This window comes from Streptomyces netropsis (assembly GCF_014203545.1).
Lineage (GTDB): Bacteria > Actinomycetota > Actinomycetes > Streptomycetales > Streptomycetaceae > Streptomyces > Streptomyces netropsis.
The window spans coordinates 96,166-115,563 of the sequence record NZ_JACHJG010000015.1; the positions used below are offsets into that span (position 1 = coordinate 96,166).

14 protein-coding genes and 1 pseudogene are annotated in these 19,398 nt (G+C 72.0%); 4 read left to right on the forward strand and 11 right to left on the reverse strand.

Annotated features, from left to right (window positions below; genetic code table 11):
* Positions 1 to 121: 121 nt before the first annotated feature.
* On the forward strand, positions 122 to 1,099 hold the full coding sequence (locus FHS38_RS29095) for a ferredoxin family protein (protein WP_184738569.1): 978 nt from the start codon (positions 122 to 124) through the stop codon (positions 1,097 to 1,099).
* Here the strand turns inward: FHS38_RS29095 and FHS38_RS29100 are convergent.
* The 3 genes from FHS38_RS29100 to FHS38_RS29110 all read right to left on the reverse strand — a co-directional run bounded on the left by FHS38_RS29100 (position 1,083) and on the right by FHS38_RS29110 (position 3,937).
* Positions 1,083 to 2,141: an ABC transporter substrate-binding protein gene (locus tag FHS38_RS29100; RefSeq protein ID WP_184738716.1), complete on the reverse strand. Its 1,059-nt coding sequence runs from the start codon at positions 2,139 to 2,141 to the stop codon at positions 1,083 to 1,085. The two genes, FHS38_RS29095 and FHS38_RS29100, sit on opposite strands and share 17 nt — an antisense overlap.
* Positions 2,142 to 2,256: 115 nt before the next feature.
* Entirely contained in the window at positions 2,257 to 3,126 is an 870-nt protein-coding gene (locus FHS38_RS29105) for an ABC transporter permease (RefSeq protein WP_184738571.1), read from the reverse strand.
* A complete protein-coding gene (locus tag FHS38_RS29110) occupies positions 3,116 to 3,937 on the reverse strand; it encodes an ABC transporter ATP-binding protein (protein ID WP_184738574.1) in 822 nt (273 codons plus the stop codon). The genes FHS38_RS29105 and FHS38_RS29110 overlap by 11 nt, the downstream gene beginning before the upstream one ends.
* Before the next feature lie 284 nt (positions 3,938 to 4,221).
* On the opposite strand from FHS38_RS29110, the gene FHS38_RS29115 reads away from it, so the two are divergent.
* Positions 4,222 to 5,853 carry a sensor histidine kinase gene (locus FHS38_RS29115; protein WP_184738576.1) on the forward strand — a complete coding sequence of 544 codons (1,632 nt, stop codon included), beginning with the start codon at positions 4,222 to 4,224 and terminating at the stop codon, positions 5,851 to 5,853.
* Between the two features lie 56 nt (positions 5,854 to 5,909).
* Positions 5,910 to 6,587 (forward strand): response regulator, encoded by a 678-nt coding sequence (locus FHS38_RS29120; RefSeq protein ID WP_184738578.1) that lies wholly within the window; start codon positions 5,910 to 5,912, stop codon positions 6,585 to 6,587.
* Between the two features lie 23 nt (positions 6,588 to 6,610).
* Here the strand turns inward: FHS38_RS29120 and FHS38_RS29125 are convergent, their stop codons facing one another.
* From FHS38_RS29125 to FHS38_RS29135, 3 genes are all read right to left on the reverse strand, one after another.
* Positions 6,611 to 8,206 carry a monocarboxylic acid transporter gene (locus FHS38_RS29125; RefSeq protein WP_184738580.1) on the reverse strand — a complete coding sequence of 532 codons (1,596 nt, stop codon included), beginning with the start codon at positions 8,204 to 8,206 and terminating at the stop codon, positions 6,611 to 6,613.
* A complete protein-coding gene (locus tag FHS38_RS29130) occupies positions 8,203 to 8,700 on the reverse strand; it encodes a DUF485 domain-containing protein (RefSeq protein WP_184738582.1) in 498 nt (165 codons plus the stop codon). Before FHS38_RS29130 ends, FHS38_RS29125 begins: the two co-directional genes overlap by 4 nt.
* Before the next feature lie 218 nt (positions 8,701 to 8,918).
* On the reverse strand, positions 8,919 to 11,039 hold the full coding sequence (locus FHS38_RS29135; protein ID WP_184738584.1) for a DNA gyrase/topoisomerase IV subunit B: 2,121 nt from the start codon (positions 11,037 to 11,039) through the stop codon (positions 8,919 to 8,921).
* A 434-nt stretch (positions 11,040 to 11,473) separates the two neighbouring features.
* On the opposite strand from FHS38_RS29135, the gene FHS38_RS29140 reads away from it, so the two are divergent.
* The gene (locus FHS38_RS29140; RefSeq protein WP_130881806.1) at positions 11,474 to 11,704 is read left to right on the forward strand and encodes a DUF7455 domain-containing protein; all 231 of its coding nucleotides are present in this window, start codon (positions 11,474 to 11,476) and stop codon (positions 11,702 to 11,704) included.
* Positions 11,705 to 12,152: 448 nt separating this feature from the next.
* On the opposite strand, the pseudogene FHS38_RS29145 reads toward FHS38_RS29140, so the two are convergent.
* The 5 genes and pseudogenes from FHS38_RS29145 to FHS38_RS29165 form a co-directional block, all read right to left on the reverse strand.
* A pseudogene (locus FHS38_RS29145) lies at positions 12,153 to 12,950 on the reverse strand (S1 family peptidase); the annotation flags it as partial.
* 218 nt (positions 12,951 to 13,168) lie between these two features.
* Positions 13,169 to 14,722, reverse strand: coding sequence for an RNA polymerase sigma factor (locus FHS38_RS29150; RefSeq protein ID WP_184738588.1), 1,554 nt, complete (start codon positions 14,720 to 14,722; stop codon positions 13,169 to 13,171).
* Between the two features lie 431 nt (positions 14,723 to 15,153).
* Complete coding sequence (locus tag FHS38_RS29155) at positions 15,154 to 16,092, reverse strand: FadR/GntR family transcriptional regulator (RefSeq protein ID WP_308433591.1); 939 nt, start codon at positions 16,090 to 16,092, stop codon at positions 15,154 to 15,156.
* 353 nt (positions 16,093 to 16,445) lie between these two features.
* Positions 16,446 to 18,311: an ABC transporter ATP-binding protein gene (locus tag FHS38_RS29160; RefSeq protein WP_184738592.1), complete on the reverse strand. Its 1,866-nt coding sequence runs from the start codon at positions 18,309 to 18,311 to the stop codon at positions 16,446 to 16,448.
* A 253-nt stretch (positions 18,312 to 18,564) separates the two neighbouring features.
* Positions 18,565 to 19,326 carry an NUDIX hydrolase gene (locus tag FHS38_RS29165; RefSeq protein ID WP_184738594.1) on the reverse strand — a complete coding sequence of 254 codons (762 nt, stop codon included), beginning with the start codon at positions 19,324 to 19,326 and terminating at the stop codon, positions 18,565 to 18,567.
* Between the last annotated feature and the right edge of the window lie 72 nt (positions 19,327 to 19,398).

Below are 19,398 nucleotides of genomic sequence, written 5' to 3' on the forward strand. Positions count from 1 at the left end.
TCCCGACAGCCCCCACGGCCCGTTCCGGCCCGTGCGCACCGGGCCGTCCCGGTGGTCGTATCGCGTCAACATGACCGGGCCACCGCGCAACCCCGCTCCGGGTCAGGTTAGGCTTACCTTCGTGAGCACGTGCGCTACCGCATCCCGACTCCTGACCGAGCCGCTGGCCGGCACCGCCGCCACCGCGCCGACGTGGCTGCTGCTCGAGCAGCCCGGCCCGTGGGGCTCGGACGCCCTCACCGCCAGCCACCTCGACCCCGTCGTCGGCCGGGCGCTCGACGCCGCCGCCGAGGGCACCGGGGTGCGGATCGCGCTGATCCGCCGCCCCGGGCGGCACGCCGACTGCCACGAACCGGCCACCCAGCGGGTCTTCGTCGCCCACACCGCGCCGGGCCGCTCCTGGATCCGTACGACCTCCGTCGCCGACCCCGGCCTGCTGACGGACCTGGACTTCGCCGCCCTCGGCGCGGGCGAGCACGGCGGGCTGTGGGAGCCCTACGCCGGGGACCCCCTCGCGCTCGTGTGCACCAACGGCAAGCGCGACCGCTGCTGCGCCCTGCTCGGCCGCCCCCTCGCCGCCGAGCTGACCGCGTCGGGCGGCCTGGAGGTCTGGGAGGTCACCCACATCGGCGGGCACCGGTTCGCGCCGACCCTCTTCGTCCTGCCGTACGGCTACGCGTACGGGCGGGCCACCGCGCACGGCGTCAAGAACGCCCTCGAGGCGGCGCGGGACGGCCGCATCGCGATCGAGGACTGCCGGGGCCGCTCGGCCTGGGAGCGCCCCGCCCAGGCCGCCGACCTGGCGGTCCGGGGCCTGACCGGCGAGGAGGGCGCGGACGCGCTGGACGTGGTGCGCACCGAGGGCGCGGCGCCGCTGTGGTTCGTGACCGTCGGCCACACAGACGGCCGCGCCTGGCGGGTCACCGTCGAACAGGGCGCCGCCGAGCCGCCGCGGCCGGAGAGCTGCGGCAGGGCGCTCGGCAGCCCGGCCCGGATGGACGTGCTGTCGATCGACCGGCTGTCCTCGTCCGACGCCGCACTGTCCCCCGCGGCCCGTACGGGCTCGCCGCCGGCGCTGTCCCTCAGCCGGCCTTCTTGACGAACTCGCTGGTGTAGGTCTTCTCCAGGTCCAACGAGGCGTTCTTCAGGCTGGGGTCGAAGGACTTGAGGACCGTGTGGACGGTCCTCGGCCCGTCGGCGGGCATCACGCCGTCCTTGGTGAACATCGGCAGCGTGCTCTCGATCGCGCGCACGTAGAGGTCCTTGCCGCCCTTGGCGTAGTCGGCGGGCATCTTCTCGGCGATCTCCTCGGCGCTGTGCTCGGCCATCCACTTGAGGGTCCTGACCATGGCGTTGGCGAGCTTCTGGACGGTCTCCTTGTGGCCCTCCACCCAACTGGTGTTCATGTAGAGGCTCGACGCGGGGTAGAGCCCACCGAGCGCGGCCCGGGACCCCTCGGGGGTACGCATGTCGACGAGGACCTTGCCGAGGCCCTTGGCGAGGACCTGCGCGACAGTCGGTTCGGTGGTCATGCCGCCGTCGATCGAGCCCCGCTCGAGCGCGGAGACGAAGGTCTGGCCCGCGCCGACGGCCACCGGGGTGAACTCGCTGACCTTCACCCCGTTCTTCACCGCCAGGTACTTCGTCAGGAAGTCGGTGGAGGAGCCGAGCCCGGTGACCCCGAGTTTGCGGCCCTTGAAGTCCCTGGGCGAGGCGACGTGGGCCGCGGCCCTCGTCGAGACGATCTCCACCTCCCCCGGCGTCCGGGCCAGTTGGACGACGGACTGCACCCGCTTGCCCTTGGCCTGGAGGTCGAGGGTGTGGTCGTAGAAGCCGACCACGCCCTGGACGTCGCCGGAGACGAGTGCGGTGGTGGCCTGCACGCCCGCGGGCTCGCTCAGGAGCTTGACCGTCACTCCCTCGTCGTGGAAGTAGCCAAGGCGCTGGGTGAGCACCGCCGGCAGGTAGACGACCTTGTCCAGGCCGCCGACCATGATCTTCACGGTGCCGCCCTTGACCGCTTCGCTGCGCTCTCCTGCCCCGTCCGACGACGATTCGTCGGCACAGCCGGCCAGGGCGAGACACAGCGCCCCCGCGACGGCCGTCGCGGAGACTTTGGTGAGCTTGCCGAACGTACGCATCATCTGGTCCTTATGGTCAGGAGTGACGGTCGTGGTGGGGGGATTCGGCGGGAGTTTGTGGGGGGAACTCGCGGAAGAGCAGGGGGAAGCCAGGGGAAACGGGCGGGGTCCGGGGTCAGCGTTCGCCGCCCGGCGCGGCGGGCTTCCAGCGGAAGAGCCGCTTCTCGGCGAAGGTCAGCAGCCCCTCCGCGAGGAGCGCGACGACGGCGAGGATCACCATGGCCGCGTAGACGCCGGCCGCGTTGAAGGTCCCCTGCGAGGTGGCGACGAGCAGTCCGAGCCCCTTGGTGGCGCCGATGTACTCGCCGACGATCGCGCCGATCAGCGCGAAGCCGAAGCTGATGTGCAGGCTGGTGAAGATCCAGGAGGTCGCGGAGGGGACGACGACCTGCAGGGTCACGCGGCGGTTGCTCGCGCCCAGGATCCGGGCGTTGGCGACGAGGTTGCGGTCCACCTCGCGCGCGCCCTGGAAGGCGTTGAAGAAGACGGGGAAGAACACCAGCACGACCGCCGAGGCGACCTTGGAGGCGGGGCCGAGGCCGAACCAGATCAGGAAGATCGGCGCGAGGACGATGCGCGGCAGGGCGTTGAGCACCTTGAGGTACGGGCCGAGGACCTCGGCGAGGAAGGGAACGCGGCCGAGCGTGATGCCGAGCACCACCCCGCAGGTCACGCCGATGACCCAGCCGAGGAGGGCTTCGTAGAGCGTGTACCCGATCTGTTCCCCGAGCGAGCCCTGCGCGGTGCCGTGCGCCGCCCACTGCGCGATCTGGTCCCAGATCCTCGACGGCATCGAGAAGTTGAACGGGTCGATGACCTCGGTGCGGGCCAGCAGCTCCCAGGCGCCCAGTACGGCGGTGAGCAGCAGGACCCGGGTGCCGTGGACCAGCAGGCCGCGGCGGCGGGCGGCGCGTGCCCGGGCTCGCGTGCGCCCTCCCGCGCGGCGGTCCTCGGTCGCGGGGGCGGTGCGGAGGTCAGGCGGCATGGGTCCCCCGCTCGCGGGTGATGCGGACCTCTTCGCCGAGCGAGGTCCAGATCTCGCGGTGGATCTCGACGAACCGCGCCTCCAGACGCACGGCTTCGACCTTGCGCGGGCGGGGCAGGCCCACCGGGAAGATCTTCTTGACGGTGGCCGGGCCGGCGGTCATGACCACGACCCGGTCGGCCAGGGAGATCGCCTCCTCCAGGTCGTGGGTGACGAAGACGACGGAGGCGGCCGAGCCGCCCCACAGCTCCAGCAGTTCGTCCGACATCAGGGCCCGGGTCTGGACGTCGAGGGCCGAGAACGGCTCGTCCATGAGCAGAATGCGGGGGTCGCCGACGAAGGTCTGGGCGAGGGCGACGCGTTTGCGCTGGCCGCCGGAGAGCTGGTGCGGATAGCGGTCCTCGAAGGCGGTGAGGCCCACCCGGGCGAGCCAGTCGCGGGCCCGTTCCCGCGCCCGCGCCTTCGGTACGCCGCGAAACCGCGGTCCGGCCATCACATTGGACAGGACCGTCCGCCAGGGGAAGACCGCGTCCTGCTGGAAGACGAAGCCGACCTCGGGCCGGATCCCGGTCACCGGCTCGCCACCGATCAGCACGTCCCCCTCGGTCGGCTCGTCCAACCCGCTGACCAGGGTGAGGACGGTGGACTTGCCGCATCCGGTCGGCCCCACGACCGCCACGAACTCGCTCGGTCCGACGGCCAGATCGAGGTCGCGTACAGCCGGGTGGGCGCCGCCCGACGGGGTGCGGAACACCTTGCTCACACCCCGCAGCTCGATCGCCGGGGCATCGCCCGGGCTGCCGCTGTCCATCCGTCCGCCTCCGCCGTCGGCTCCTCCGTCCCGCGGTCACGGGCGGGGTCGGCACGGGCTGGAGGGTAGGTGTGCCCTGCGACACATGGGCAGACTTGTGAGCACTGTGGGACTTCAGAGCACGAACCCTGTTCTGCTCGTTTTGCTCGCGCTACCGCAACGAATGCGACACGAGGCTGGGCCGGGGGGCCTGGTCCCGCTACGTTCGACGCGGCCACCGGTTCAGACCGCTGAAGCCGCAATGCCGTGCTCCGCTACGGGGCGACGACACGAAAGGGACATACATGCGCCCCCGGTGGCCCCGCCGCGTCTTCGCCCAGGTCCTCCTCGTCCAGTTGCTGCTCACCACCGGCGTCACCGCGCTCGCCGCGGGCCTCTTCCTCGCGCCGCTCGGCTCCCAGCTGGACGACCAGGCCGAGCACCGGGCGCTGGCCATCGCGCAGACCACCGCCGCCCAGCCCGGCCTCGCCCACGATCTGCTGGCCCACCGGCCCGCCCCCGGCGGCCCGGTGCAGGCCGGGGCCGAGCGCGTCCGGCGGGCCACCGGCGCGAGCTATGTCGTGGTGGTCGACAACCAGGGCATCCGCTACTCCCACACCACCCCCTCGGAGATCGGCCGGCACGTCAGCACCGACCCGGGCCCGGCCCTGACCGGACGCGAGTGGACGGGCATCGAGCGCGGCACCCTCGGCCGCTCCGCGCGCGGGAAGGTGCCCCTGCGCGACCAGCGGGGCGACATCGTCGGCGCCGTCTCCGTGGGCATCGCCTACGGCAGCGTGCGCGCGCTGTGGCTGGAAGCCGTGCCCGGCGTGCTGATGTACGCGGGCGCCGCGCTCGGCGTGGGCGCGCTGGCCGCGTGCGCCGTCTCCTGGCGGCTGCGCAAGCGCACGCACGGCATCGAGCTCTCCGAGATATCCGCCCTCCTCGACGAGCGTGAGGCCATGCTGCACGGCATCCGCGAGGGAGTGCTCGCCCTCGACCGGCGCGGCCGGGTGCGGCTGGTCAACGACGAGGCGCAGCGGCTGCTCGGTCTCGGCCCGGAGGCCACCGGGCGCCCGCTCGACGACGTCCTGCCGCCCGGCCGGACCACCGATGTGCTGGCCGGGCGGGTCGCGGGGGCGGACCTGCTCACCGTCTGGGGCGGCCGGGTCCTGGTCGCCAACCGGATGGACACGGCCGACGGCGGGGCGGTGGCGACGCTGCGCGACCGCACCGAGCTGGAGCTCCTCGGCCGCGAGCTGGACGGCATCCGGGGGCTGACCGATGCGCTGCGCGCCCAGGACCACGAGCACGCCAATCAGCTGCACACCATCGTCGGACTGCTGGAACTGGGCCTGTACGAGCAGGCCGTGGCGTTCGTCACGGAGGTCACCGGCGCGCACCGGGCCACGGCCGAACAGGTCACCGAGCGGGTGCGCGAGCCGATGGTCAGCGCCCTGCTGGTGGGCAAGAGCGCGGTCGCGGCGGAGCGGGGGGTGGCGCTGCGGGTGAGCGAGGCGACGCATCTGCCCCATCGCGTGGTGGACTCGCGGGACCTGGTCACCGTGCTCGGCAATCTCGTGGACAACGCCCTGGACGCCGCCGGGACCGTGCGCGGGGTCACGGCCGGTGGGCCGCCCGCGGCCGAACCCTTCGTGGAGGTGGAGCTGCGGGCGGAGGGCTCCACGGTCGTCCTGCGGGTCTCGGACAACGGCCCGGGCGTCCCCGAAGGGGCCGCGGAGCTGGTGTTCACCGACGGCTGGTCCACCAAGGAGCCGCCCGCGCACCGCCGCCGCGGCCTCGGCCTCTCGCTCGTACGGCGGCTGGCCGAGCGGTACGGCGGCTCGGCCCGGGTGGGCGAACGGGACGGCGGCGGTGCGGTGTTCACCGTGGAGCTGCCGGAGGCGTTGCGGGAATTCGAAGGAGCGAAGCGGTGAGCACGGTGACCGCGGTGACGGGGACACAGAGACGAGAAGAACGAAGGGGTGAACCAGTGATCGAAGTCCTGGTCGTGGACGACGACTTCCGGGTCGCCGAGATCAACGCCGCGTATGTCGCGCGCGTTCCCGGCTTCCACGTCGTGGCCAAGGCCCATAACGCGGCACAGGCCCTGGCGATGCTGGAGCGCGGTGGCATCGATCTGGTGCTGCTGGACCACTATCTGCCGGACGAGACGGGGCTGTCGCTGGTCCGCCGGATCCGGCAGCAGGGCCACCTCACCGACGTGATCATGGTGACGGCCGCCCGCGACATCGCGACCGTGCAGACGGCGATGCGCTACGGCGCCCTGCAGTATCTGGTCAAGCCGTTCGCCTTCCCGGCGCTGCGGGTGAAGCTGGAGGCCTACGCACAGCTGCGCCGGACCCTCGACGACGCGGAGGAGGCGGGGCAGGACCAGGTGGACCGGATCTTCGGCACCCTGCGCACCGCCGCGACCGCCGCTCCCCTGCCCAAGGGGCATTCCGCGCCGACCGCCGAGCTGATCCGCCAGGTGCTCTCGGCCGCGGCGTGTCCCCTGTCGGCGCACGAGGTCGCGGAGCGCTCGGGCCTCAGCCGTTCCACGGCGCAGCGCTATCTCAAGCGGCTGGAGGAGTCCGGCAGGCTGAGTCTCACCCTCCGGTACGGCGAGACGGGCCGCCCGGAGCACCGTTACGCCTGGGCGGCCCGTTGACCCGGCACCGGCCGGGTGCGCGCTCAGGCCGCCCCGGCGCCCGTCAGTGAGCGCACCTCGGCCTCGGCGTGGCCGGCCTCGTCGGCGGGCTCGGATGAGGTGAGGGTGCCGAGCCAGCCGGCCAGGAAGCCGAGCGGCACGGAGACCAGGCCCGGGTTCTCCAGCGGGAACAGGTCGAAGTCGAGGCCGGGGAAGACCGCCCCCGGGCCGCCGGAGACGACCGGGGAGAGGACGACGAGCGCCAGGGCGGGCACCAGGCCCCCGTAGACGGACCAGACGGCGCCGCGCGTGGTGAACCGCCGCCAGAAGAGCGCATAGAGCAGCACGGGAAGGTTTGCGGAGGCCGCGACGGCAAAGGCGAGACCCACCAGGAACGCGACGTTGAGGTTCTGGGCGAGCAGCCCGAGGCCGATGGCGACCGCGCCGGTGACGACCGCCGCGACGCGCGCGACCGCGACCTCGCCGCGCGCCCCGCGGCCCGTCCGGCGGCTGAGCGTGGCGTAGAGGTCGTGGGCGACGGACGCGGAGGAGGCGAGGGTGACCCCGGCGACGACCGCGAGGATGGTGGCGAAGGCGACGGCCGCGACGACGGCGAAGAGGATCGTTCCGCCGGTGGAGCCCGCGCCGCCGCCGAGGTCGAGGGCGAGCAGCGGTACGGCCGTGTTCCCGGAGGGGCTGGAGGCGCGCACGGCGTCGGTGCCGAGCACGGCGGCGGCTCCGAAGCCGAGGACGATCGTCATCAGGTAGAAGCCGCCGATGAGGCCGATCGACCAGACGACCGACCGGCGGGCGGCGCGGGCGGTCGGCACGGTGGAGAAGCGCGAGAGGATGTGCGGGAGCCCGGCGGTGCCGAGGACCAGCGCGAGGCCGAGGCTGATGAAGTCCAGTCGGGCCGTCCAGTCGCCGCCGTATTTCAAACCCGGCGCGAGGAAGTTCCGGCCGTGCCCGCTGCGGTCGGCGGCCGTGGTGAGCAGGGCCGAGATGTCGCCGTGGAAGCGGATCAGTACGAGCGTGGTCAGCGCGATCGTGCCGCCCATCAGCAGGACGGCCTTGACGATCTGGATCCAGGTGGTGGCCCGCATGCCGCCGAGGGTGACGTAGAGGACCATCAGGGCGCCGACGCCGATGACCGTCCAGGTGCGGGCCCGGCCGCCCGTACCGCCCAGCAGCAGGGCCATCAGGCTGCCGGCCCCGACCATCTGGGCGACCAGGTAGACGACCGAGACGGTGACGGAGGAGATGCCGGCGGCCGTCCTGACCCGCGGTTCGCCCATCCGGGCGGCCAGGACGTCGGCGAGGGTGAACCGCCCGCAGTTGCGGACGAGTTCGGCGACGAGGAACAGCACGACGAGCCAGGCGACGAGGAAGCCGACGGAGTAGAGCATGCCGTCGTAGCCGTAGAGGGCGATGAGCCCGGAGATCCCGAGGAAGGAGGCGGCGGACATGTAGTCACCGGCGATGGCGAAACCGTTCTCCATGGGGGAGAACATCCGCCCGCCCGCGTAGAACTCCTCGGGCGAGCCGCGCCGCACCCGCCCGGCCCAGGCGCTGATGGCGAGGGTGACCACGACGATGACGCTGAACAGGCCCAGCGCCAGGCCCTGATGCGTGCCGGTCAACGCGCTTCCTCCCGCATCGGCGGGACCCGCCCGCCCGCCCGCGCCGGCCCCTGCTGCGTCTCCAGCGCGACCGCCCAGCGCAGCTCCAGGGCCTCCGGGTCGCGGCGCAGCCGGGCGTGCCGGGCGTAGGCCCAGGTGAGCAGGAAGGTCGTAGCGAACTGGCCGAGCCCGAGGAGCATCGCGACGTTGATCGCACCGGCCACGGGCCGGGCCATCAGCTGCGGTGCGGCGGTCGCCAGCACCAGGTAACCGAGGTACCAGCCGAGGAAGGCGACGGTCACGGGGAAGGCGAACCCGCGGTAGCGACCGCGCACTTCGCGGAAGGCGGCACTGCGCTGGACCTCCCGGTAGACACCGGAGGGATCACGCGCGGCCTCTCGGCCCTCATGGGGCGCGTGCGGCTCGCCCGAAGCCTGCGGCTCATGCGACTCGCACGGCGTGGGGTCACCCTTCAGGCGAACCGTTCCGGCATCGCCTTCGTCGTCCTTCTCCACCGAACTCTCCTTGGTCGCCGCCCTCGTTGGCCGGGGCCCAAGAATGGTCAGAACAGGGAGATCCGGATCCCCTCAATACCGGGACGTTCACCCCATCAGGTGATGGAGACACCGAGTGACGGAGATACCCGGGACCCGGACGGATCCGGGCACGGGTGCGCCTCCGGCCGGAGATCCTCTCTCCGGCCGGAGGCGCGGGGGCTGACGGCCCGCCCCGGTCAGGCGTCGATGCGGGAGCGGTCCAGGGTGGCGGCGGAGTTGGTGATGAACTCCTTGCGCGGCGCGACCTCATTGCCCATCAGCAGGTCGAAGGCGCGCTCGGCCGCCTCCAGGTCGCTGATGTTGATCCGGCGCAGGGTGCGGTGGCGCGGGTCCATCGTGGTCTCCGCCAGCTGGTCGGCGTCCATCTCACCGAGACCCTTGTAGCGCTGGATGCCGTCCTTGTAGGGCACCTTCTTGCGGTCCAGGTCCATCAGCGTCTGACGCAACTCGCTGTCGGAGTAGGTGTAGATGTACTTGTCCTGCCCCTTCTTGGGGCGGGTCAGCTCGATCCGGTGCAGTGGGGGAACGGCCGAGAAGACCCGTCCCTCCTCGACCATCGGCCGCATGTAGCGCTGGAAGAGCGTGAGCAGCAGACAGCGGATGTGCGCGCCGTCGACATCGGCGTCGGCGAGGAAGATGACCTTCCCGTACCGCGCGGCGTCGATGTCGAAGGTCCGGCCGGATCCGGCTCCTATCACCTGGATGATCGCGCCGCACTCGGCGTTCTTGAGCATGTCGGAGACCGACGACTTCTGGACATTGAGGATCTTGCCGCGGATCGGCAGCAAGGCCTGGAATTCGGAGTTCCGGGCCAGCTTGGCCGTGCCCAGCGCCGAGTCGCCCTCGACGATGAACAGCTCGCTGCGCTCGACGTCGTCACTGCGGCAGTCGGCGAGCTTGGCCGGCAGCGAGGAGGACTCCAGGGCGGTCTTCCGCCGCTGGGCCTCCTTGTGCTGCCGGGCGGCGATGCGGGTACGGGCCGCGGCGACGACCTTCTCCAGGACGGCGCGCGCCTGCTGCTTGGCGTCGCGCTTGGTGGAGGCCAGGAACGCCTTGAGCTCCTTGGCGACCACGTTCGCCACGATCCGCGAGGCGGCCGAGGTACCCAGGACCTCCTTGGTCTGCCCCTCGAACTGCGGCTCGGCCAGCCGGACGGTCACGACCGCGGTGAGCCCCTCCATGGCGTCGTCCTTGACGACGTCGTCCTCGGCGACCCGCAGCAGCTTGGACGAGCGCAGGACCTCGTTGACGGTCTTGGCGATCGAGCGCTCGAATCCGGCCACATGCGTGCCGCCCTTGGGGGTGGCGATGATGTTGACGAAGGACTTCACGTTCGACTCGTAGCCGGTGCCCCAGCGCAGGGCGATGTCCACCCCGAGCTCACGGGTGACCTCGGTGGGGGTCATGTGGCCGCGGTCGTCGAGGACCGGCACGGTCTCCTTGAAGGTGCCCTGCCCGGTCAGCCGGAGCACGTCGCAGACGGCCTTGTCCTGCGCGAGGTACTCGCAGAACTCGCTGATGCCCCCGTCGTAGCGGAAGGTCTCCTCGGTGGCGGTCTCGCTCTCGACCCCCCGCTCGTCGCGGACGACGATGGTCAGCCCCGGCACGAGGAACGCGGTCTGCCGGGCCCGCCCGTAGAGGTTCTCCAGGGAGAGCTTGGCGTCCTTGAGGAAGATCTGGCGGTCCGCCCAGTAGCGGACGCGGGTGCCGGTGCGGGCCTTGGGGACCTTCTTGCCCTTGAGGAGGCCGTTGGCGGGGTCGAAGGGCGCGTCCGGACCGGATTCGGTGAAGATGCCGGGGACGCCGCGCCGGAAGCTGATCGAGTGCGTCCTGCTGTTGCGGTCGACCTCGACGTCCAGGCGGGCGGAGAGCGCGTTGACGACGGACGCGCCGACGCCGTGCAGACCGCCGGAGGCCGCGTACGAGCCGCCGCCGAACTTTCCGCCGGCGTGCAGCTTGGTCATCACGACCTCGACGCCGGACAGCCCGGTCTTGGGCTCGACGTCCACGGGGATGCCGCGGCCGTTGTCCCGCACCTCCACGGAGCCGTCCTCGTGGAGGATCACCTCGATGCGGTCACAGTATCCGCCGAGCGCCTCATCGACGGAGTTGTCGATGATTTCCCAGAGACAGTGCATCAAACCGCGGCTGTCGGTGGAGCCGATATACATTCCGGGGCGCTTGCGGACGGCTTCGAGACCCTCGAGGACGAGCAGGTGCCGCGCGGTGTAGTTGGATCCGTCCCGGTCTGCCCCGGTCAGCAACGCAGTGGACGGCACGGACGTTTCGGCGGTCACGCGGTTCGCTCCTCGCTGAATTTCTGTACTGGCCCGGGTACGGGCGCAGTGGTGGCTCGTTCGCCGTTCAGAGGGTACCGAGGCCTGGTAGAGCCTTTGTGCCGCCACCCATGGGAGCGCCCATGCTAGTCCAGCTTCGCTCAGGTGTTCGATACCCCGATGGAGTGACGTGCACATCACGTTCCCTTGGAGGCATGAACCATTTAGGCTCCGGGCACGTCCTCAAGAACAACCCGGCAAGCCGGCCGGGCGGACGAAAGACCCCCAGCGACGTGAAACCGTAAGCCCACGCAATACGGCTCATTCGCCGCCAACCGTCAAGATCCGGCCCACTCGGAAGGAAGTTTCGAGGAAAAGCCACGAGCGGGAACGTTTTCGGCCTGGTTGGATGTTGACCCTGGTACGACAGCTCGTCGAGCTAGAGAAGAGGCGACGTGACTACTGTTCTGACCCCCGCGAGCCCGCTGACGGCCGCTGACCGCTGCGACCGGTGCGGCGCTCAGGCTTACCTGCGCGTCGTTCTCATGAGCGGCGGTGAACTGCTCTTCTGCGCTCACCATGGGCGCAAGTTCGAGCCAGAACTCAAGAAGATCGCCGCGGAGATACAGGACGAGACGGAGCGGCTCACCGCTGCTCCGGCGTCCGCGTCCGATGAGGACCGCTGAGTCCGCAGCGGATAGCTGACACATCGCATCCGACGACGAGCGAGGTCCGGCCATCCAGGGCCGGGCAGCCGCGGGCGGCCACCCCCACGGGGGAGGCCGCCCGCTCTCGTGCGTCCGGGCACCCTTCGCGCACCCGCCCTCGCCGGGGGACGGGGATCGGACGGCCCCAGGAGGCTCACTGCGGGCCCCGCCTGGGCAGGCCCGTACCCTGCGGCGCGATCCCGTCCGCAGGCCGCGAGGGGGGCTGCGGGGCGGCTTGCGGGGCGATCCGCGGCGGGAGCTGCGGGCCGGTCTGTGCGGATGCCTGCCCGGCGCCCTCCGGAGCGGGTGCCGGCTGAGTCCGGGTCGGTACCTGCTGGACCGGTTGCGACACGTCCGGCGGCAGGAGGGGGGTCACCACCGGCGGCACGGCCGGCGACGCGCTCTGCGGCGCGGCCCCGCCCTTGTGAGCCGCCACCAGCGGTGCGACCGCCGACATCCGCGTGTACACCCCGGGGTGCCCGGGCTGGGCGCAACCGCTCCCCCAGGACACCAGCCCGACCAGCTTCCCCCTGGCCACGAGCGGCCCGCCGCTGTCCCCCTGGCACGCGTCCCGCCCGCCCTCCGGCCGCCCTGCGCACAGCATCGAAGCCCGCCGGTACGCACCCTCCGGGCCGCCCGGATACGCCTGCTCGCAAAAGACGTCGCCCAGGACGAACACCCCGGCCGCGCGCAGCGTCTGCGCGTACGTGCCGTTGCCCAGCATGTCGCCCCAGCCGTACACCTTGGCCGGCGTGCCGGGCCGATAGGCCTGGTCGCCCGCCTGCGCCAGGGCGATCGGAAAATTCGCCGGCACCTGTTCCGCCAGAGTGAGTACGGCGACGTCCCCGGCGTTGGTCGTCGCGTCGAACCCGGGGTTGACCCAGGTGTCCCGCAGCGCCACCTCGGCGCCGCTCCCGCTGCGCAGATCACCGCGTCCCACGATCACCCGGAGGTCCCTCGCCTCGCCCACGTCGACACCGAGCACCTCGTGGCTGAGGCAGTGCGCGGCGGTGACGACCTTCGTGCGGCTCACCAGGACCCCGCCGCAGAACTGCCCCGATCTCGCGGCACCGAACCGATCACGGCTCGCCAGAGCGACCGCCCAGGGCGCCTCGGAGACGTTGACGGGCTGCCCGCCGATGACCAGCCGGTCCGCGGCGGCCGGACCGGGGGCCGCCAGCAGCAGCGCCACCGCGCCGGCGAGCGGGTAGCTCAGTGCACGCATACAGTCTCCTGACCCTGCGGAGTTAGTCGCATACCCAGGGTCAAGCCGAATGGCAATCGGCGCATCCGGAAGATGGACCGGTCGGCGGGAAAGCGCGGCGGTCCGGGCAGCCGAAATGCCGCGAGGCCCGGCCCCTCTTCCGGGGGTACCGGGCCTCGCGGCATTCGTTCTGCATTCCACCCGGCGCCCGCGGAGGGGCCGGGTGGAGGGGGGACGGATTAGTCCAGGTAGTCGCGCAGGACCTGAGAACGCGACGGGTGACGCAGCTTGGACATCGTCTTCGACTCGATCTGACGGATGCGCTCACGCGTCACCCCGTAGACCTTGCCGATCTCGTCGAGGGTCTTCGGCTGACCGTCGGTGAGGCCGAAGCGCATGGAGACCACGCCCGCCTCGCGCTCGCTGAGCGTGTCCAGGACGGAGTGCAGCTGCTCCTGGAGGAGCGTGAAGCTGACCGCGTCGGCCGGCACGACCGCCTCGGAGTCCTCGATGAGGTCACCGAACTCGCTGTCGCCGTCCTCACCCAGGGGGGTGTGGAGGGAGATCGGCTCACGGCCGTACTTCTGGACCTCGATGACCTTCTCGGGGGTCATGTCGAGCTCCTTGGCCAGCTCCTCCGGGGTGGGCTCACGGCCCAGGTCCTGGAGCATCTGGCGCTGGACACGCGCGAGCTTGTTGATGACCTCGACCATGTGCACCGGGATACGGATGGTGCGGGCCTGGTCGGCCATCGCGCGCGTGATCGCCTGGCGGATCCACCAGGTCGCGTAGGTCGAGAACTTGTAACCCTTGGTGTAGTCGAACTTCTCGACCGCGCGGATCAGACCGAGGTTGCCTTCCTGGATGAGGTCCAGGAAGAGCATGCCGCGGCCGGTGTAGCGCTTGGCCAGCGAGACCACCAGGCGGAGGTTGGCCTCCAGGAGGTGGTTCTTGGCGCGGCGGCCGTCCTCGGCGATGATCTCCAGCTCGCGCTTGAGCTTCGGCGCGAGCTTGTCGGAGTTCGCCAGCTTGTCCTCGGCGAACAGGCCGGCCTCGATGCGCTTGGCGAGCTCGACCTCCTGCTCGGCGTTGAGGAGGGGGACCTTGCCGATCTGCTTGAGGTAGTCCTTGACCGGGTCGGCCGTGGCACCGGCCACCGCGACCTGCTGCGCGGGGGCGTCGTCCTCGTCGTCGTCGGAGAGGACGAAGCCCTTGTTCTCGCCGGTCTCGTCCTCGTCGTCACCCTTGCCCGGGGTGGGGGTCTCCTCGACGATCTCGTCGTCGAGAAGCTCGTCGGCGTCCTTCTTGGAGGCGGTCTTCTTGGCCGCCGTCTTCTTGGCGGTGGCCTTCTTCGCCACCGTCTTCTTGGCCGTCGCCTTCTTGGCGGCGGTCTTCTTGGCGGGCGCGCCCATGGCCTCGTCACCCTCGTCGTCCCCGTACGCGCCACCCTGGGCGGACGTGACGGAGGACGTGGACCTGGCCGTGACCGTCTTGGACGAGACGGCCTTGGTGGCGGTGCGCTTCGCCGGGCTCTTCGCTGCGACGCTCTTGCGGGTGCGCTTGGGCGCCTCTGCGGCACTGACCATCAGCGTCACACCCTCCTCGTCGAGGACCTGGTTGAGGCTGCGCAGAACATTCTTCCACTGGGTTGGCGGAATCTGGTCAGCCTCGAAGGCCCGACGCACGTCGTCGCCGGCGATCTGCCCCTCGGCCTTTCCCTGCTCGATGAGCGCCATCAGAGACTCGGATTCGGCGATCTCCGGCGGGAGCGTACGGGATGTGCTGGCCGACACGAACAACCTCTCGGAACGATGGAAACGGCTTCCGGCCCCGTCCGTAGCGGACCGGAGCCGACGACCGCCGGCATTGGATGAACCGACGGCGCGGGCGGGAGTGCAGAGCAACACAGCACCTCGATCGAGGCCCGTATTCCCTCCGCGTCTGCCACCTCTTTAGTCATCGCGCTTCGCCGGACAGCGTTACGCCCAATCCTCGTGGCCCGAGTCACACCCCATATCGGAGCGAATAACCATCGAATTGGACAGATCACCCGGTTCCGTCGCGCCCCATCCCGGGGCCGGACCCACGCCGGCCCTTCGCGAGGCCGCCCACACGGCTCGCACGCACGGTCGTACGCGCGAGCCGCCACCGCGGCCCCGCGCGTACGGATCCGGCCGTACGACCCAGCCCGTACGGCCCCGTCCGTACGGCCCCGGTCCCGCGATCAGTGCTCGCGGGGGGCGGGCACCACGCGCTCGACGTCGGGGTGGGTGATGAGCAGCTGACGCATCGCGGCCTCCGCCCCGGCGGCGTCTCCCGAGCCCACGGCGTCCACGATCCGCAGGTGCTGGCCGACCCCGGTCTCGGTGGGGCGGTCGCAGCCGCTGACCGGGGCGCCCGAGACGTGCAGGGCGGCGGAGACGATGCCCGAGAGGTGCTCGAGCATGCGGTTGCCCGCGACCTGGAGGAGGAGGGAGTGGAACTCGGCGTCGGCGCGGGAGAAGGTGAGGGAGTCACCCTGGGTCAGCGCGTGGCCCATGATCTCGGCCATGTCGGCGAGACGCTGCTGGACGTCCTCGCGCCCGTGTCCGGCCGCGAGCCGGGCGGCGAGCGGCTCGATGGTCCAGCGCAGCTCGCACAGCTCGCGGCGCTGGTCTTCCCGCTGGGGCCCGAAGGCCCGCCATTCGATGATGTCCGGGTCGAGGAGATTCCAGTCGCTGACGGGGCGGACGCGGGTGCCGACGTTGGGCCGGGCGCTGACCAGGCCCTTCGCTTCGAGGACGCGCAGGGACTCGCGGACGACGGTCCGGGAGACCTCGAAGCGCTGCCCGATCTCCTCCGGGACGAGCGGGCGGTCGGCGCCCAGGTCGCCGGAGACGATCATCTGGCCCAGCTGTTGGACGAGCTGGCCGTGCAGCCCTCGGCCACGGCTGCCGGCCGCGCGGCGGCCGGCCCGGCTCAGCTCCGCGTCGCCGTCCCAGGCGGACGACGCCCCGCGGTCGACCCCGGGGGCCTCCGCGTAGGAGTAACGGTCAAGCTCGCCCGATCCTGCGAGGCCGGAGTCGGCGGGGCGAGCCGCGGTCATCATGGTGTGCGCAAGGGTACTCACGCATCCTTTGTCGGCGACACGTTGAGAGCCCTTGAGGTCTTTGGTGAAAAGCACACGAAAGGGTGATCGCGCATTACCTCACAATTGACGCTCAATCGGACGGAATCGGGCGCCCTCTCCGGGAGGGCGAGTGCGGAGCGTGACGACAATTCTGCCGAGGCCGGGACTTGGGTGCCGGGCATGATTACGCGGTGTGATCCCGTCGCGGGGGCGAGGGACGGCGTGCGGGCCGGGGCTCGGGAGCGAGGCCATTACCACGCGCGCCCGGTCCGGCAACTCGAGCAGGGCGACTGCCTCCGGAGCGGCTGACGCTCCCCGGTGAGCGACCGGCCCCGGCCGTCTCCCGCCGTCTCCGGCCGCGTCCCACCGGAGCCACGCGGCCCGGCACCCGCCCCGCCGGCCGCCGCTCAACGCGGCCTGCCGCGGAACACGGTGAGCACGTACGCCCCGAGAAGCGCCGCCAGGGACAGCGTCAGCGCCCAGCCGACGGGCTGGGACATCAGCCGCAGGGCCGCGGAGAGCGCTCGGTCCACCCCGGACGGCCACTGCACCAGCACCGTCGCACGCAACCGCTCCGGCAGCCCCACCAGGGAACGGGCCGTCGGGTGGGTGAACACCCCGCCCAGGACAGGCATCACGAGGGCGGGCACCGCGAGCACCGCCACCAGCCCCAGGGTGGTGGACCGGAACACCCCCGCGGCGAGCAGGCCGGCCCACGCGCAGCCGAGGGTGAGCCCGGCCCAGCCGACGAGCGTGAGAGCCCAGTCGGCGGGGAGGTGGGCGGCGGGGTCGCCGAAGAGCAGCCTCAGGACGGCCGCGTCGAGGCCGAGGGAGGCGAAGGCGAGCAGCAGGGCGGCCATCGCCGTGACCACGAGCTTGGCGACGAGCAGCCCGAGGCGGCGGGGGACGGTGCCCTGGTCCGGCGCCAGTGCCGGATAGCGGAACTCCTGGCCGAAGGCGAGGGCCCCGAGCAGCCCCGCGCCGAAGGCGGCCGGAGGGAGCGGCAGCAGCGCCGGCCAGCCGGTGAGGAGGCGCAGCGCCGTGGTGCCGCCGGTGCGGGCGAGCAGCACGGAGGCCACGAGTGAGGCCGCGAGGGCGACGGCTCCGGTGATCCAGCCGGCCCGCACGCCCGTGGCGCGGCGCAGTTCGTAGAGCAGCGGCCAGACGGGGCCGGGGGCAGGCAGCCTGGGCTGGAGGCGGGCCTGCGAGCGTGAGGTCGGCATGGCCTGGGGCGAGGGGCCGGCGCCGGCGGCGGGCTCCACAGCGGGGGTCTCTCCGGGGGTCTCTCCGGGGGTCTCTCCGGGCGCCGCTTCCGGATCCGCGGCGGCCGCAGGATCCGTGGTGTCGGGGCGGCGGCCGTCGGCACGGTGCAGGGGGGACACGGGGCCGGTGTCCCCGGTCTCGTCGGCCAGGCGGTGCACGAGGATGCCGTGGCGGTAGGCGGTCTCACCGACGGCGGCGCAGCTGCTGCCGTAGACGCTGATCCGGCTGCCGCCCTCGTGCGTCACTTCCACGGGGGGCCCGTCGGGGGACGCGCGCACCACGTCGGCCTCGACCGTGAGGAGGTGGGCGAGGCGGCTCGCGAACGGCGAGTGGACGGCGACCCGGGGGCGTAGCCGGGTACGGGCGAAGGCCGCGGCCTCCTGGTCGGCGACGAGACGGCCCCGTTCGACGGTGACGACCTGGTCAGCGATGCGGGCCGCCTCCCTGGGGTCGCCGGAGGTGACGAGAACGGCACCGCCCTGGGCGGCGTAGCCGCGCAGCATGCCGTGCAGCCAGGCCGTCTCACGCGGCGACAGGCCTTCGGCGGGTTCGTCGAGCAGCAGGGTGTGCGGGTCGCCGAGGAGCGCCGCGGCGAGGCCGAGACGGCGGTCCATGCCGAGGGAGAAGTCGCCGAGGCGCTGGTCGGCGAGGCCGCTGAGCCCGACGACCTCGAGGACGTCGTCGGCGCGCTCCGCGGGCACCCCGGCTACGGCGCAGAGCATCCGCAGATGACCGCGGGCGGTGCGGGCGGGGTGGCCGGGGACGTCGCCGAGCAGCACGCCGATCTCGCGGGTGGGGTGGGCGACCCGGTCGAGCGTGCGGCCGCGGAACAGCGCGACCCCGCGCCCGGGGTCGAGCCGCAGCATGAGCCGCAGCGCGCTGGTCTTGCCCGCCCCGGGCTCACCGAGCAGAACGGTGACCCGGCCGGGGCGGGCCTCGAAGGTGAGGTCGTCGACGGCGGGAGGGTGGTTGCGGCGGGGGGCGCTGGTCAGCCCGATGGCCTGGATCATGGCTTCTCCCGCGGGGCGTGGGCCGGCTCGGCGCGGAAACCCTGGGCTGCGGGGGCGCGCGGAACGCTGGGACGTACCGCAGCACCGTAACCCGATATGCCCGATTTGCTCCGTACTGTCAGCATTTCCGGGCGGCCGTGTCCCACCCCGGAGCGGGACGGACGCTACGAGCCCGACCGATCCCGCGACGGGCGCGCGGCGGCGGGGTGGGTACGGGACTGCCGTGGGCACCCGGCCGCGTCCGGGCTTTGCCCTACGCCTCGGGGCGCAGCATCGGCGGGTTCAGCAACGTGGCCCCGCCGGCCCGGAAGAGCTGCGCGGGGCGGCCGCCCTGACGTGTCGTCGTCCCGCCGGTGGGCACCAGGAATCCGGGGGTGCCCGTGACCTTGCGATGGAAGTTGCGCGGATCCAGGGCGACGCCCCACACCGCCTCGTACACCCGGCGCAGCTCGCCGACAGTGAATTCCTGCGGGCAGAAGGCGGTGGCCAGCGAGGAGTACTCGATCTTGGAGCGGGCCCGCTCGACACCGTCGGCGAGGATGCGGGCGTGATCGAAGGCGAGCGGCGCGGTCAGCTCCCCGTCGCGGCCGTAGCCGTCCTCCTGGTCCAGCAGGTCTTCCACGGGCGCCCACCGCACACTGCGCGCGTCGCCGCCGGCGCGCGGGGCGGGCAGATCCGGCGCGAGGGCGAGGTGCGCCACGCTGACGACCCGCATGCGGGGGTCGCGCTTCGGGTCGCCGTAGGTGGCGAGCTGTTCGAGGTGCGCGGCGTTCACGGGGGCGGGCCCGGCCGGGTCGTGGGCATGCAGCCCGGTCTCCTCGGCCAGCTCACGGGCCGCCGCGGTCGCCAGGTCCTCGTCACCCCTGACGAATCCGCCCGGCAGCGCCCAGCGCCCCTGGTAGGGAGGCTCACCTCGACGGACGGCCAGCGCGCACAGCGCATGGCGCTGCACGGTGAGCACGACCAGGTCGACGGTGACGGCGAAGGGCGGAAAGGCCGACGGGTCGTAGGGCATGACGCGATCATAGTCGTCTGCTTGACGATAAACAGGGTCTTGTTCACTGCTCACCAACGTCCCTTCGGACAG

What these genes read in the sequence shown, in the direction of transcription:
- FHS38_RS29100 (WP_184738716.1), bottom strand. Translation starts at nt 2,141, where the DNA reads ATGCGTACGTTCGGCAAGCTCACCAAAGTCTCCGCGACGGCCGTCGCG.
- FHS38_RS29105 (WP_184738571.1), bottom strand. Translation starts at nt 3,126, where the DNA reads ATGCCGCCTGACCTCCGCACCGCCCCCGCGACCGAGGACCGCCGCGCG.
- FHS38_RS29110 (WP_184738574.1), bottom strand. Translation starts at nt 3,937, where the DNA reads ATGGACAGCGGCAGCCCGGGCGATGCCCCGGCGATCGAGCTGCGGGGT.
- FHS38_RS29115 (WP_184738576.1), top strand. Translation starts at nt 4,222, where the DNA reads ATGCGCCCCCGGTGGCCCCGCCGCGTCTTCGCCCAGGTCCTCCTCGTC.
- FHS38_RS29160 (WP_184738592.1), bottom strand. Translation starts at nt 18,311, where the DNA reads ATGATCCAGGCCATCGGGCTGACCAGCGCCCCCCGCCGCAACCACCCT.
- FHS38_RS29165 (WP_184738594.1), bottom strand. Translation starts at nt 19,326, where the DNA reads ATGCCCTACGACCCGTCGGCCTTTCCGCCCTTCGCCGTCACCGTCGAC.